This is a genomic window from Duganella sp. SG902 (genome assembly GCF_013376005.1).
Lineage (GTDB): Bacteria > Pseudomonadota > Gammaproteobacteria > Burkholderiales > Burkholderiaceae_D > Rugamonas.
The window spans coordinates 1-13692 of record NZ_JABMJK010000023.1; the positions used below are offsets into that span (position 1 = coordinate 1).

Sequence of the window (13692 nt, forward strand, 5' to 3'; positions counted from 1 at the left end):
TACGGGTATACGCCCGTTAACCAATACCTGCAACACCTTCAGGCTTATTCAAGCAAATTTATTCCGGACAGCAGTGCGCCTGCGCGGGAATGACGCTAGGTCGCGGCGCTGGGCCGTTCGGCGATCCTGTCGCGCCACGCCTGCAGGTGGGGCATGCCCTCCTGCGCCGGCCGGAAGCGCATCAGGCCGCGCGCGAACTCCAGCGCGCAAAACGCCGTGATGTCGGCGATCGTGAAACGCTGCCCGGCCACGAAAGGCTGCGCGGCCAGCACCTGGTCCAGCCAGCGCGCGGTCTCGCGCATCTTCTCGCCCTGCGCCTTGCCATACTCGGGAAACTGCGGCTGCTCCAGCACCGCCAGCCCGGGATGGGTGTGGCGCACAAAGTTGGCGATGCCGTAGAACAGATGCAGCTCCACGCGCCGGTCCGTCATTTCGATGAAGGCCCGTTCATCGTAGCCCTCCCCCATCAGGTTGGGCTCGGGCGCGTACCCCTCCAGCCAGCTGCAGATGGCGCGCGTCTCGGACAAGACGCGGCCGTCGTCCAGCTCCAGCGCCGGCACGCGCCCGAACGGATTGCGGGCCAGGTATTCGGCGCTGCGGTGCTGGCCGGCGTTCAGGTCGATGATGACCGGCTCGATATCGGCCAGGCCCTTCTCGGCGATGAACATGGCGACGCGGCGCGGATTGGGTGCGCGCACGGAGGTGTAGAGTTTCATCGCGATTGCCCTGTCTCCAGCATGGTGCGCACGGTGGCGGGATCGGCGCGCTCGGCGCGCGGCGGCAGGATGATCCCGCGCTGCACCGCCGGCCGCGCCGCGATCGCCGCCAGCCAGCGCTGCAGGTGCGGCAGGTCGTCCACCGTCACGCCGGACCAGTTATGCGTATGCACCCAGGCCCAGTTGGCGATGTCGGCGATCGAGTACTCGCCGGCCAGGTATTCGTGCCGCGCCAGATGCGCGTCCAGCACGCGGAACAGGCGCTTGCTCTCGCCCTGGTAGCGGTCGATGGCCGGCTGTATCCTCTCCGGGAAGTAGCGGTGGAACACATTGGCCTGGCCCATCATGGGGCCGATGCCGCCCATCTGAAACATCAGCCATTGCAGCACGCGCGAGCGGCCCTTGAAGTCGGTCGGCATCAACTCGCCGGTTTTCTCGGCCAGGTAGATCAGGATGGCGCCCGATTCGAACACGGCGAAGTTGTCCTCCGTGCGGTCGACGATGGCCGGAATGCGGCCGTTGGGGTTAATCGCCAGGAACCACGGCTCCTTTTGCTCGCCGGCCGCCAGGTCCAGCGCGTGCAGCGTGTAGGTCAGCTCCAGTTCCTCGAGCGCGATCGAGATCTTGTGGCCGTTGGGCGTGGCGGCGGTGTATAAATCAATCATGTCTCTGCCTTTTGTAGTGATGGGCGTGGCCAGATCATAATCCCATTTGGGATTTGACAGCGCATGCGCTTCGCCGTAGATTGCACGCTTGCCCATCAGGCATCTCACGATAAAAAAAGGATAAGCATGCAACGCAGTTTGATTTCGCTCGCCGTCATGGCGATGCTGGGCTGGGCCGCTGGCGCCCCGGCCCTGGCCGCCGCCACGCCGGCACCCAAGGCGGCCCAGGCCAGGCAGGTCACCACCCAGTTGCCGCGCGGCGTCGCGCCGACGCATTACGCGGTCTCGCTCACGCCCGACGCGGCCAATGGCGCGTTCAGCGCCAGCGTCACCATCGCGCTCGAGGTCAAGCAGCCGACCAGCAGCCTGACGCTCAACGCCGCCGACCTCAAATTCAGCGCGGCCGCCATCAGCGCCGGCCCGGGCAAGCCGGCGCAGGCGGCCAGCAAGATCGAGGTCGACGCCAGAAACCAGACCGCCACCTTCCATTTTGCCGAGGCGCTCAAGCCGGGCAGCCACCAGCTCAAACTCGACTACACCGGCGTGATCGGCAATCAGCCGTATGGCCTGTTCTCGCTCGACTACGACAACGGCGGCGCGAAAAAGCGCGCGCTGTACACCCAGTTCGAGGCGGCCGACGCGCGCCGCATGATTCCATCGTGGGACGAGCCATCCTACAAGGCCACCTTCGCGCTGGAGGCGACCATCCCGGCCGGGCAAACGGCCATCTCCAACATGCCGGTCAGCGCGACCACCAAGCTGGCCGACGGCCGCGAGCTGGTGCGCTTCGCCACCTCGCCCAAGATGTCGACCTACCTGCTGTTCTTCGGCCTGGGCGAATTCGACCGCGCCACCGCCATGCAGGACGGCGTGGAGCTGGGCGTGGTGACGCAGAAAGGCGCGCTGGCGCAGGCGCAGTTCGCGCTCGACACCTCGCGCGCGGTGCTGAAGGAGTACAACGACTACTTCGGCGTCAAGTACCCGCTGCCCAAACTCGACAACATCGCCGCGCCGGGCCGCAGCCAGTCCTTCGGCGCGATGGAGAACTGGGGCGCCATCTTCACCTTCGAATTCGGCATGCTGCTCGATCCGCGCACCGCCACCCAGTCGGACAAGGAAACCACCTTCGTGTTTGCCGCGCACGAAATCGCCCACCAGTGGTTCGGCGATCTGGTCACCATGGCCTGGTGGGACGATTTGTGGCTGAATGAAGGTTTCGCCTCGTGGATGGAGTCGCGCACCACCAATCGCCTGCATCCGGAATGGAACTGGAGCCTGCGCGCGGTCGGCACGCGCGAAACGGCGATGGAGCGCGACGCCCTGGCCACCACGCACCCGGTGGTGCAGCGCATCACCAGCGTCGACCAGGCCAGCCAGGCCTTCGACGACATCACTTACCAGAAGGGCGAGTCGGTCATCCGCATGCTGGAGAACTACGTGGGCGAGGATGCCTGGCGCGCCGGCGTGCGCAGCTACATGGCGCGGCACGCCTACGCCAACACGGCCTCCAACGACTTGTGGCGCGAGATCGAGAAGGCCGCGCACAAGCCGATCACCGCGATCGCGCACGACTTCACGCTGCAGCCTGGCGTGCCGCTGATCCGCGTGGCCGACGCGGCCTGCAGGAACGGCAAGACCAGCGTCCAGCTGACGCAGGGTGAATACAGCAAGGATCAGGAGAACAAGCAACCGTTGCGCTGGCGCGTGCCGGTGGTGGCGCGCACCGTCGGCGGCGCGGCCGCGCGCACGGTGGTCAACGGCGGCAAGGCCAGCCTGACGCTGCCCGGCTGCGGCGCGGTGCTGGTCAACGCCGGCCAGGGCGGCTACTACCGCGTGCAGTACGCGCCGAAGGCGTTCGCGGCGCTGGCCGAGGGCTTCGCCGCGCTGCCCGCGATCGATCAACTGGGCCTGCTGGCCGACAGTTGGGCGCTGGGCCTGTCGGGGCAGGCGCCGGCCGCCGGCTTCCTGGAGCTGACCAGCCGCACGCCGCTCGACGCCGCGCCGGAAGTGTGGGAAAAGATCGCCCAGGTGCTGGCCGGCCTGCACGACCACTACGAAGGCAAACAGGAACAGCGCGCGGCGCTGGAGCGCTACGCGCGTGCGCGTCTGGCGCCGGTGCTGGCCCGCATCGGCTGGCAGGCGGCGCGCGATGAGGCGGCGCCGGTGGCCAATCTGCGCGAGACGCTGATCGAAGCCCTGGGCAAGATGGGCGACCCGGACGTGATCGCGGAGGCGCGCCGCCGCTACGCCGCCTCCGCCACCGACGCCGGCGCGCTGCCGGCCGCGCTGCGCCGTCCGGTGCTGGCCGTGATCGCCGCCAGCGCCGATGCCGCCACCTGGGAGCAGTTGCACGCCGCCGCCAAGGCCGAGCAATCGAACATGACCCGCATCGAGCTGTATCAGTTGCTGGCATCGGCGCGCGACAAGGCGCTGGCGCGGCGCGCGCTGGACCTGGCGCTGACCGATGAACCGGGCGCCACGCTGAGTGCCGCCATGATCAGCGGCGTGGCCGTGCGTCATCCCGACCTGGCCTTCGATTTCGCCCAGGCTCACTACGCCGAGGTGGAAGGCAAGGTCGAAGGGGGCTCGCGCAGCCGCTACTTCCCCGCGCTGGGCAAGCACTCCGCCGATCCGGCCATGATCGGCAAGCTGCAGGCCTATGCCGGCAAGCACCTCGCGGCCGAAGCGCGGGGCGACGCCCGGACGGCGATCGCCGCGGTGGAGTACCGCATCAAGGTGCGCAACAAGCGCCTGCCGCAGATCGACGCGTGGCTGGCGCGGCACGCCGGCTAGGCAAAAAAAAACCAGCATCATCGTGGGATGATGCTGGTCGCAAAACGCTCGAGAGCGTGGGGATGTGCGGTGTGCCGCCGGCTAGCGTGCCGGCTGGACGAAATCTGTGCCGGGCTTGATCGGTCCGGCAACCGGGCGCTTGGCTTAACCTTGCGCTATGGGTGCTACTTTGCCACCGATCGGCAAGCGCAGGCTTAGAACTTCATTAAGGAAGTTTAAAAGAAGGGAGTGGTGCCGGTGTTTCAGGCCACCGGCCAGCCTGCTGAGCTATGCTGCATGGTATCCCGCACCAGCTTGGATGCGGGGCCAACGGAGCACGCTGTCGCCAGCGCAAGCGATAATAATTGGACAATATGACGGCCAAATGACGCATAGGAAAAATACCCTCGCCGCCGCCATCGCCTTGTGCGCGCTGGCCGCCTGCTCGCAGATGCCGCCGCCGGCCGCGCCCACAGCGCCCGCAACACCCGCCGCGCCCATCGCCCCACCGCCGCCTGAGGCGCCGGCGCCCCGCGCCGATGCCGGCCCGCTGCTGCGCATCGACAGCGCGCAATCGCTGATCGTGGTCACGGTGCGGCGCGGCGGCGTGCTGGCGCGGCTCGGGCATGACCACGTGGTGGCCAGCCATGCCATCACCGGCACCGTGTCGCCATCGGAAAATCGCGCCGATTTCACTTTCCGCCTCGACGAGATGAAAATCGATGAAGCGGACCTGCGTCAGATCGCGGGCCTGGAGAAGCAACCGTCGGCCGACGCCATCGAAGGCACGCGCCACAACATGCTGACCAAGGTGCTGGACGCCGAGCGCTATCCGGTAGTGAGCGTGCACGCCGAGCGCGGCGCCGCCGGCCAGCCGCTGAAGGTGGCCATCACCCTGCATGGCGTGACGCGCACGCTGGCGATCCCGGTCACGCTGCGCGAGGAGCATGGCGCGGTCACCGTGAGCGGCACGGTGACCCTGAAACAAAGCGATTTCGGCCTGACGCCGTTTTCCGTCATGGCCGGCGCCATGTCGGTGCAGGACCAGATGGAACTGCGCTTCACGCTGACCGCCAGATAAAAAAAAGCCCGCGCACTTGGTAAGGCGCGGGCTGAAGGTTTCAAATCGGGAGAGACTTGAAAGAGCAGAGACAGTATCTCCGCCGCGCATGACGCCATGATGACATCGCGCGCCCCGAACCAACTTTTTTAGCGTGCGATGATCAGGCGCAGGCCAAGGCCGACGAAGATCGCGCCGGCCACGCGGTCCATCCACTTGCCGGCGCTGGGCGTGCGATTGATCCACGCGCCCACCGCGCCGGAGAAATAGCCCAGCAAGCCAAACAGCACGATCGCCTGCGCCGTGAACAGCAGGCCCAGTTGCGCGGTCTGCCAGCCGGCGTCGCCGCGCTCGGCCACCACGAACTGCGGCAGGAAGGACAGGAAGAACAACACCACCTTGGGGTTGATCGCGTTCGCGAACAGCCCCTTGGTGAACAATTTGCTCAGGCTTTCATCCGGCAAGCCGGCGCCCTCCACCCGCGCGCCGCCGCGGCTGCGCAGCGCGCCGTAGCCGAGCCAGATCAGGTAGGCGCCGCCCAGCACCTTGAGCGCGCCAAACGCCATCGGCGAGGCCTTGATCAACGCCCCCACGCCCAGCGTCGCCAGCACGGTGTGGCTCAGGCAGCCGAGCGCGCAGCCCAGGCCGAAGACCATGCCTTGGCGCCGGCCGCGCGACATGCCGACGCTGAGCACCATCAGGTTGTCGGGGCCGGGCGAGATGGTGATCAACAGCGCGGCGCTGAGAAATCCTATGAATTGTTCCGGGGAGATTAGCAAGATGGTTTCCTAAGGCGCAAAAGCGCCATCATACCAAATCGTTAATTTCTCGTTTAGAATGGGTGTTACCACCTTGTCACCACCCTTTTCGGATAGCCGGCGCGCAAAACTAATGAGCAAAGCGAGTACGATCCACCGCCTCCTCGTGCCTGCGCGCCGTTTTGCCTTGCTTGTGCTGCTGGCCGCCTGCGCGCTATGCCTTGGCACGGCGCCGGCGCGCGCGCAAACCGTGGCGCTTGACCATGCCAGCGTCGATCTCGCAAGGAGCGGCAAGCTGTATGTGGACAATGGCGAGCCCTATCCGCTCGACGCCGCCGGCCTGCCTGCCATGCTGGCGCGGCTGCGGCCGGCGGCCGGCGTCAATCTGCTGGGCGGCAGCTACTGGCTGTACGCGGAGCTGCGCAACGACGGCGGCCAGCCCCATTGGGTGATTGATCCGAACGACACGCTGATCGACATGGTCGACATCCAGGTCTACGACGAGGACGGCGGCGTCCACCAAATGCTGACCGGCTACCGCCAGCCGCACGCCTATCTGCTGCACTACGGCCGCGACATCGACCTGCAGCCGGGCCAGCGCTACCATGTGCTGATCCGCTTCTCCAGCCCCTATTACGCGCGCACGCCGGTGTTCTCGGTGCTGCCGCGCGCCGACTACCAGCGGCTGGTGGCGTGGGAGAACGTGCTGATCATCGGCGCCATCGGCGCGCTGTGCGCGCTGGCCGTGTTCAACTTCTTCATCTACTCGATCACGCGCGAGCGCTCCTCGCTGTACTACTCGCTGTACGTGCTGTGCTACGCGGTGGCCTGGGGCATGACCTTCCACCTGTCGGCCGACCTGTTCGGCTGGCACGACCTGCACTGGCATTACGTGCCGTTCTTCCTGCTGCCGGTATTGAGCACGCTGTTCTACACCACCTTCCTGCGCCTGAAGGAGACGGCGCCGCGCCTGTACGCGCTGAGCCGCGTCAACCTGGTGCTGCCGCTGGCGGCGCTGCCGAGCTGCTTCCTGTGGCTCAGCCACGCCCACACCATCGCCACCGTGGTGATCGCCATCTGGATGACGATGGCGCTGGCCACCGGCATCGTGGTCTGGCGCCGCGGCTACTACCCGGCGCGCTTCTTCGTGCTGGGCTTCGTGGCGCTGATGATCCCAGGCCTGCTGATCCTGCCGGCCAACGTCGGCCTGATCCCGGCGCTGGTGGCCAACGCGCAATTGCTGACGCTGCTCGGCGGCACGCTGGACGGGGTGCTGCTGGCGTTCGCGCTGGCCGACCAGATCCGCCTGCTGCGCAACAACCTGGAACAGCGCGTCGACGAGCGCACCGCCGAGCTGACCGAGGCCAAGGAGCACGCCGAGGTGGTCAGCCGCCACCGCATCGACTTCCTGTCGGCCATGAGCCACGACATCCGCACGCCGCTGGCCGGCGTGATCGGCATGCTCAAGTTCGCGCTGCGCGACCAGGCGGTGCGCGGCCGCACCGAGGAGTATCTGCGCATCGGCCTGCAGAACAGCGAGTCGCTGCTGGCCATCCTCAACGACATCCTCGACTTCTCCAAGATCGACGCCGGCCGCCTGTCGATCGAGACCGTCGACTTCGACCTGGTCACGCTGATCGACGACGCGGTCGGCATCCTGCAGCAGCAGGCCGACGCCAAGAGCCTGCTGCTGCGCTACGAGCTGGCGCTGGACCTGCCGCGCTACGTGCGCGGCGACCCCACGCGCCTGCGCCAGATCCTGCTCAACCTGCTGGGCAACGCCATCAAGTTCACGGACCGCGGCGAGGTGCGGCTGGACGTCTCGGCGTTGCAAGGCGCCGATGGCCGCGCCAGCGTCAGCTTCGACGTCAGCGACACCGGCCCCGGCATCCCGCCCGAGACGCTGGCGCGCCTGTTCCGCAAATTCGAGCAGGCCGACCATTCCACCACGCGCCGCTACGGCGGCACCGGCCTGGGGCTGGCCATCTGCAAGGAGCTGGTGGAACTGATGGGCGGCGCGATCGCGGCCGAAAGCCGGGTCGGCGCCGGCTCCACCTTCAGTTTCACGCTGCCGCTGATGCTGGGCGCCGCGCCCAGCGCCGATCCCGCCACGCCGCCGCGCAAGGAGCATCACGCCTACCGCCTGCGCGTGCTGTGCGCCGAGGACGTGCGCACCAACCAGATCATCGTCAGCACCCTGCTGGAGGGCATGGGCCACGACATCCGCATCGTGGAGAACGGCCTGCAGGCGCTGCACGCGCTGAGCACCGCCGCCTACGACCTGGTGCTGATGGACGGCCGCATGCCGATGATGGACGGCGAACAGGCCGCGCGCCTGATCCGCGCCGGCGGCGGCGAGGACTACCGCGTGCTCGATCCCGACATTCCGATCATCGCGCTGACCGCCAACGCCAGCGACCATGACCGCGCGCGCTATCTCGCGGTGGGCATGGACGGCTTCCTCAGCAAGCCGGTCGACGAGCGCCTGCTGTACGACCAGGTGGAGAAGGTGATCGCCCAGCACCTGAGCCGCGGCCGCCCGCTGCGCCCGACCGACGCCGCGCGGCTGGCGGCCGAACACGCCGACGCGCTGGACCGGCAATTCGGCGTGCCGCCGGACCCGCGCCGCACCATGGCGCCGGACACGGTGCACATCATGCCGCTGGCCGGCATGTCGCACAAGCATATGCAGCGCATCACCCAGGCCTTCCTCGACGAGGCACCACGGCGCCTGCAGACGGCGCGCGCGGCGGTGGTGGCCGGCAACAGCGGCGCGGCGGCGGCGGCGATCCACGCGCTCAAGGGCAGCGCCGGCTACCTGAGCTCGACCCACCTGCACGCGCTGTGCCACGCGATGGAGGCCGCCGCCAGCGCCGGCGACCTGGGCGCGGTGCGCGACATGCTGCCCAGGGTCGAGGCGGCGCTGGACAAGGCCTGCGCCGACCTGCGCGCGGCCGCCGCCTGAGCCGCGGCGGGCGCGCCAGCAGAGTTCGCGGTTTTCGGCCACAATAACGGACCCGCTCCACCTTGCACCGGATCTCATATGAACACACCTGATAGCGCGCTGGCCGCGCGCGACGGCCTGCCGCCCGATGCGCGGCGCCTGGCCATGCTGTCGGTGGCGATCGGCGTCGGCATGGCCTCGCTCGACACCGCCATCGCCAACACCGCCCTGCCGGCCATCGCCGACCAGCTGCGCACCACGCCGGCCGCCTCGGTCTGGATCGTCAACGTGTATCAGCTGGCGATGGTGGCCACGCTGCTGCCGTTCGCCGCGCTGGGCGAGGTGGTCGGCTACCGGCGCGTGTGCATCTTCGGCCTGGCGCTGTTCACCGCCGCCTCGCTGGCCTGCGCGCTGGCGTGGTCGCTGCCCTCGCTGGTGATCGCGCGCCTGTTCCAGGGCATCGGCGGCGCCGCCATGATGGGCGTGAACACCGCCATGGTGCGCACCATCTTCCCGGCGCGCCTGCACGGTCATGGCTTCGGCCTGAATTCGCTGGTGGTGGCGGTGGCGTTCGCGGTCGGGCCCACGGCGGCGTCGCTGATCCTGGCCGTCGCTCCGTGGCCCTGGCTGTTCGCGATCAACGTGCCGCTCGGCGTGGCGGCGGTGCTGCTGGCACGGCGCGCGCTGCCGCACACCGCGCGCGCCAGCCACAGCATCGACGCCCCCACCGCCATCCTCAACGCGCTGGCCTTCGGCATGCTGATCCTCACCTTTGGCGAAGGCGCGCACCAGCAAAGCTGGCACACGCTGCTGCCGGAGCTGGCAGCCACCGTGATCCTGTTCGCGCTGCTGCTGCGCCGCCAGGCCGGCCACGCGGCGCCGATACTGCCGGTCGACCTGTTCAAGCGCCCGCTGTTCACGCTGTCGGCGCTGACGGCGGTGTGCACCTTCGCGGCGCAGGGCCTGGCCTTCGTCTCGCTGCCGTTCTACTTCGAGCACACGCTGGGCCGCTCGCCGATCGAGACCGGCTTCCTGATGACGCCGTGGGCGGCGCTGGTGGCGGTGATGGCGCCGATCGCCGGGCGCCTGAGCGACCGCTATCCGCCCGGCGCGCTGGGCGGCATCGGCCTGGCCCTGCTGTCGTCGGGTCTGGTGGCGATGCTGACGCTGCCGCCGCAGCCGAGCGCGTTCGACATCGGCTGGCGCATGGCGTGGTGCGGCATCGGCTTCGGCTTCTTCCAGGCGCCCAACCTGAAAGCCATCATGGGCAGCGCGCCGGCCAGCCGGGCGGGCGGCGCCAGCGGCATCGTCGCCACCGCGCGCCTGCTGGGCCAGGCCACCGGCGCGGCGCTGGTGGCCTACTGCTTCACGCTGTCGGCCACGCGCGGCACCTCGTACGCGCTGGTGCTGGCGGCGGTGTTCGCGGGCGTGGCCAGCGTGGCCAGCTTCGCGCGGCTGGCGGTCACTTCGGCCGCGCCGGCCTGACGGCCGCGTCGGGCTTGCTGAGCTGCCCTTCGCGCAACTGGCCGACGGCGGCGGCCACCGCGCGCGCCACATTGCGCACCTCCTGCTGGAAGGCTTCGTCCTGATCCAGCACCTCGTGGCTGTTGGCGTAGGATTCGTAATAGCCCAGATAGCGGTCCAGCATGGCCTGCTGGCCGGCGTCGATCAGGCCCATCCAGTTCAGCCAGTCCGACAGGTTGCGACGCAGGCTTTCGGCGCCGGCCACGTCGCCGTGCACCACCAGCCCGTAGGCGCGGCCGGCCAGGTGCTTGGGATAATCCCAGCCGGCCAGTTCCAGCGCCTTGGCCTCGGCCGCCTTCTTGCCGTGCGTGCGGGTGGGATCGGGATTGCCGCCGTCCGCGCACACCAGGCGGTCGATCATCAGCTTGAGCGGGGACGGCGCCTGGTACCAGTACACCGGCGTCAGGATGATGACGCCGTGCGCCGCCACCCACTTCTCGTAGATCTCCGCCATCCAGTCGTTGGTCTGGCGCTCTGCGTGGTTGGGGTAGCAGCTGCACGGCCAATGGCACAGCGGCATGGCGGTCGAGACGCAGCCCTTGCACGGATGGATGTGCAGGTCGTAGCTGGAGGTGAGCAGGCTCAGATCCAGCACATCCGCCTCGATGTCCGCCTGCGCCAGTACCTCGCCGGCCCACTGCGTCATGCGCCAGGTCTTGGAGACCTCGCCGGGGCAGGTGCCATCATTGCGCGCGGCGCCGATAATCAGCAGCACGCGAGAACGCGTGGCCGGATCCTGCTGCCGTCGCTGGGCGGCGATCAGGCGGTCGCGCGTGGCCTTCCATTCGACCGACAGATCGTAATCGGGATCGGCGAACTCCGGCCCGGCCTTCTGGGTGCGCGGCGCCTTGCGGCCGGACTCGTAGTTGCGCCACGCGACCTCCTCCACCTGCGCCAGCGCCTCGCTCACCGGCTCGAACGCCGGGTCGGCAAAGGATCGCATGAATCGCAAATGGAATTCCTCGCGCCGCAGCGGCTGCGGCGCCTGCCCTTTCCTCACCTCCGCCATATCACCTCCATGTCTGACCCGAGCTTGACACGCGACCGGGCCTCGCTCCGTTCGCTGACGCACACTCCTACAAGACCACGGCGCGTGCTCCTACTCACCCATCCACGGGCCGGGCTTAGCATGACATTTTTCGAAAGGAGACACATCATGAGCCAGCCCAACAAACCTAGCGAAAAAGGCTTCAAACCCGGCGCCAACATGCCGCACAAGGGCTACGATCCCAAGCAGCACGGCATGTCCGAAAGCGGCAATCACGCCAGCGGCGACCCGGCCAACGACACGCCGACCGGCAACCAGCAAAGCGCCGCCTCGGTGGCCAAGTCGGTGACGCACCGCGACCGCCAGGCCGGCGCGCGCGGCGACGACTACAGCGACACCAATCGCAACAGCGACAAAGACAAACGCTGATTCCAGTTTACTGGACATGGATTTCCTGTAAAATGGAAATCCATGGACATCAACCTTTTAATCGCCCGCCGCGTGCGGGAATTGCGGGACGGCCAGAGCCTCTCGCTGGACGCGCTGGCCACGCGCAGTGGCGTCAGCCGCTCCAACATCTCGCTGATCGAACGCGGCGAGAGCAGCCCCACGGCGGCCGTGCTGGACAAGCTGGCCAGCGCGCTGGGCGTGGCACTGGCCGCGCTGTTCGAGGACAAGGGCGCGCCGGACGAGGCGCCGTCGCCGGTGGCGCGCGTGGCCGAGCAACCGGTATGGACCGATCCAGGCTCCGGCTACATGCGCCGCAGCCTGTCGCCGGCCGCGCCCTCGCCGCTGCAACTGGTGGACGTGGTGTTCCCGGCCGGGCAGCGCGTGGCCTACGACAGCGTGCCGCACAACGCCGATATCCACCAGCAGGTGTGGATGATCGAGGGGGCGATGGAGATCAGCGTCGGCGCGCGGCAATGGCGGCTGGAGGCCGGCGACACGCTGGCCATGCGGCTCGACCGCCACATCGTCTACCACAACCCCACCCGCAAGCAGGCGCGCTATCTGGTCGCCCTGACCTCGCAACCCAGCGGCAGAAGAACCTCATGAACATTCACGCCACGGACACCATTACGGTGCGCCGCGTCAGCGCCGGCGAAGCGCGCGAACACGCCGCGCCGCTGGCCGAGGCCCTGGCCGATGTGCTGATCGACTGCGTGGAAGGCGGGGCCTCGGTCAGCTTCATGCTGCCGCTGCCGCGCGCCAGGGCGCTGGCGTTCTGGCACGGCGTGCTGGAAGACGTGGCGCGTCAGGAACGCGTACTGCTGGTGGCACAAACCACGGCGGGCTGCATCATCGGCACCGTGCAGTTGATCACCGCCCTGCCCGACAACCAGCCGCACCGCGCGGACGTGGCCAAGATGCTGGTGCACCGCGACGCGCGCCGCCGTGGCGTCGCCGCGCAACTGCTGGCCGCCGTCGACCAGGCCGCGCGCGAGGAAGCTAAAAGCGTGCTGGTATTGGACACCGTCACCGGCGGCGACGCCGAGCGCCTGTACCAACGCGCCGGCTGGCAGGCCGTCGGCAGCGTGCCGAATTACGCCCTGATGCCGGACGGCGCGTACTGTGGCACCACCTTCTTCCACAAGCAGCTTGCGGTGTAAAATGCGCCATGGCCCGAACACCAAAAGAACACCGCGCCTGGGTGCGCATGCCGTCCGGACGCCGGCTGGATCTGCTCGACCCCACGCCGTTTGACTGGGACGACAGCGACCTCGCGCTGGGCCTGGCGCGCACCTATCGCTGGGGCGGACATTCGGCCTGGCCGCTGCCGTTGTCGGTGGCGCAGCACTCGCTGACGGTGATGCACGTCCGCGCCTCGGCATGCGCGGCGATGGACCTGCAACTGTCGCCCGTGTCCGCACTGCGCGAGCTGCTGCACGATGCCGAGGAGGGCCTGCTGGGTTTCGATTGCGTCTCGCCGCTAAAGCCTTTCATGGGCGAGGCCTTCAAGACCTTGACGCTGAAACTGGAAGCGGCCGTGTTCCTGCGCTATGGCCTGCCGCGCTGGACCGCCAAGGAGCACGCGGCCCACAAACTGGCCGACCGCCTGGCCGCCGCCAGCGAGGCGGTGCACGTCGCCGGCTGGTCCGCGCAGGAAGTCCAGCAAACCCTGAAGATCAACGTGCCGCCGCTGAGCGACGATCCGCTGCACGCCATCTACGGCGGCACGCCGTGGGAGCCCTGGCCCCCCGCCCTCGCCGCCGAGCGCTTCCTCGCCGAACTCACACGCCTCAAACAACTCAGCGCCTGAAAACC

General features: G+C 68.4%; 12 protein-coding genes. 8 read left to right on the top strand and 4 right to left on the bottom strand.

Annotated features, from left to right (window positions below):
* Positions 1 to 95 precede the first annotated feature (95 nt).
* Both FHW83_RS28345 and FHW83_RS28350 read right to left on the bottom strand, forming a co-directional pair.
* Positions 96 to 716, bottom strand: coding sequence for a glutathione S-transferase family protein (locus tag FHW83_RS28345; protein WP_176649708.1), 621 nt, complete (start codon positions 714 to 716; stop codon positions 96 to 98).
* On the bottom strand, positions 713 to 1381 hold the full coding sequence (locus tag FHW83_RS28350; protein WP_176649709.1) for a glutathione S-transferase family protein: 669 nt from the start codon (positions 1379 to 1381) through the stop codon (positions 713 to 715). Before FHW83_RS28350 ends, FHW83_RS28345 begins: the two co-directional genes overlap by 4 nt.
* Before the next feature lie 126 nt (positions 1382 to 1507).
* Here FHW83_RS28350 and FHW83_RS28355 point away from each other — a divergent pair, with 126 nt between their 5' ends.
* Both FHW83_RS28355 and FHW83_RS28360 read left to right on the top strand, forming a co-directional pair.
* Positions 1508 to 4174 carry a M1 family metallopeptidase gene (locus FHW83_RS28355; RefSeq protein ID WP_176649710.1) on the top strand — a complete coding sequence of 889 codons (2667 nt, stop codon included), beginning with the start codon at positions 1508 to 1510 and terminating at the stop codon, positions 4172 to 4174.
* A 364-nt stretch (positions 4175 to 4538) separates the two neighbouring features.
* Complete coding sequence (locus FHW83_RS28360) at positions 4539 to 5234, top strand: YceI family protein (protein ID WP_176649711.1); 696 nt, start codon at positions 4539 to 4541, stop codon at positions 5232 to 5234.
* Positions 5235 to 5362: 128 nt separating this feature from the next.
* Here the strand turns inward: FHW83_RS28360 and FHW83_RS28365 are convergent, their stop codons facing one another.
* The gene (locus FHW83_RS28365; RefSeq protein ID WP_176649712.1) at positions 5363 to 5992 is read right to left on the bottom strand and encodes a LysE family translocator; all 630 of its coding nucleotides are present in this window, start codon (positions 5990 to 5992) and stop codon (positions 5363 to 5365) included.
* 112 nt (positions 5993 to 6104) lie between these two features.
* On the opposite strand from FHW83_RS28365, the gene FHW83_RS28370 reads away from it, so the two are divergent.
* Together FHW83_RS28370 and FHW83_RS28375 are read left to right on the top strand one after the other, a co-directional pair.
* Positions 6105 to 8936: a hybrid sensor histidine kinase/response regulator gene (locus FHW83_RS28370; RefSeq protein WP_176649713.1), complete on the top strand. Its 2832-nt coding sequence runs from the start codon at positions 6105 to 6107 to the stop codon at positions 8934 to 8936.
* A 78-nt stretch (positions 8937 to 9014) separates the two neighbouring features.
* The gene (locus FHW83_RS28375) at positions 9015 to 10400 is read left to right on the top strand and encodes an MFS transporter (protein ID WP_176649714.1); all 1386 of its coding nucleotides are present in this window, start codon (positions 9015 to 9017) and stop codon (positions 10398 to 10400) included.
* Here the strand turns inward: FHW83_RS28375 and FHW83_RS28380 are convergent.
* The gene (locus FHW83_RS28380) at positions 10378 to 11448 is read right to left on the bottom strand and encodes a flavodoxin family protein (RefSeq protein ID WP_176649715.1); all 1071 of its coding nucleotides are present in this window, start codon (positions 11446 to 11448) and stop codon (positions 10378 to 10380) included. The two genes, FHW83_RS28375 and FHW83_RS28380, sit on opposite strands and share 23 nt — an antisense overlap.
* A gap of 147 nt (positions 11449 to 11595) precedes the next feature.
* Between FHW83_RS28380 and FHW83_RS28385 the strand changes: the two genes are divergently transcribed.
* Genes FHW83_RS28385 through FHW83_RS28400 form a run of 4 tightly spaced genes read left to right on the top strand, consistent with a single transcriptional unit; the run spans position 11596 to position 13687 of the window.
* Positions 11596 to 11856, top strand: coding sequence for a hypothetical protein (locus FHW83_RS28385; RefSeq protein WP_176649716.1), 261 nt, complete (start codon positions 11596 to 11598; stop codon positions 11854 to 11856).
* Positions 11857 to 11898: 42 nt separating this feature from the next.
* Positions 11899 to 12483, top strand: a complete 585-nt coding sequence (locus tag FHW83_RS28390; RefSeq protein WP_176649717.1) for a helix-turn-helix domain-containing protein — start codon at positions 11899 to 11901, stop codon at positions 12481 to 12483.
* Entirely contained in the window at positions 12480 to 13037 is a 558-nt protein-coding gene (locus tag FHW83_RS28395) for a GNAT family N-acetyltransferase (RefSeq protein WP_176649718.1), read from the top strand. The genes FHW83_RS28390 and FHW83_RS28395 overlap by 4 nt, the downstream gene beginning before the upstream one ends.
* A gap of 8 nt (positions 13038 to 13045) precedes the next feature.
* Entirely contained in the window at positions 13046 to 13687 is a 642-nt protein-coding gene (locus FHW83_RS28400; protein WP_229224398.1) for a phosphohydrolase, read from the top strand.
* The last annotated feature ends 5 nt before the right edge of the window (positions 13688 to 13692 follow it).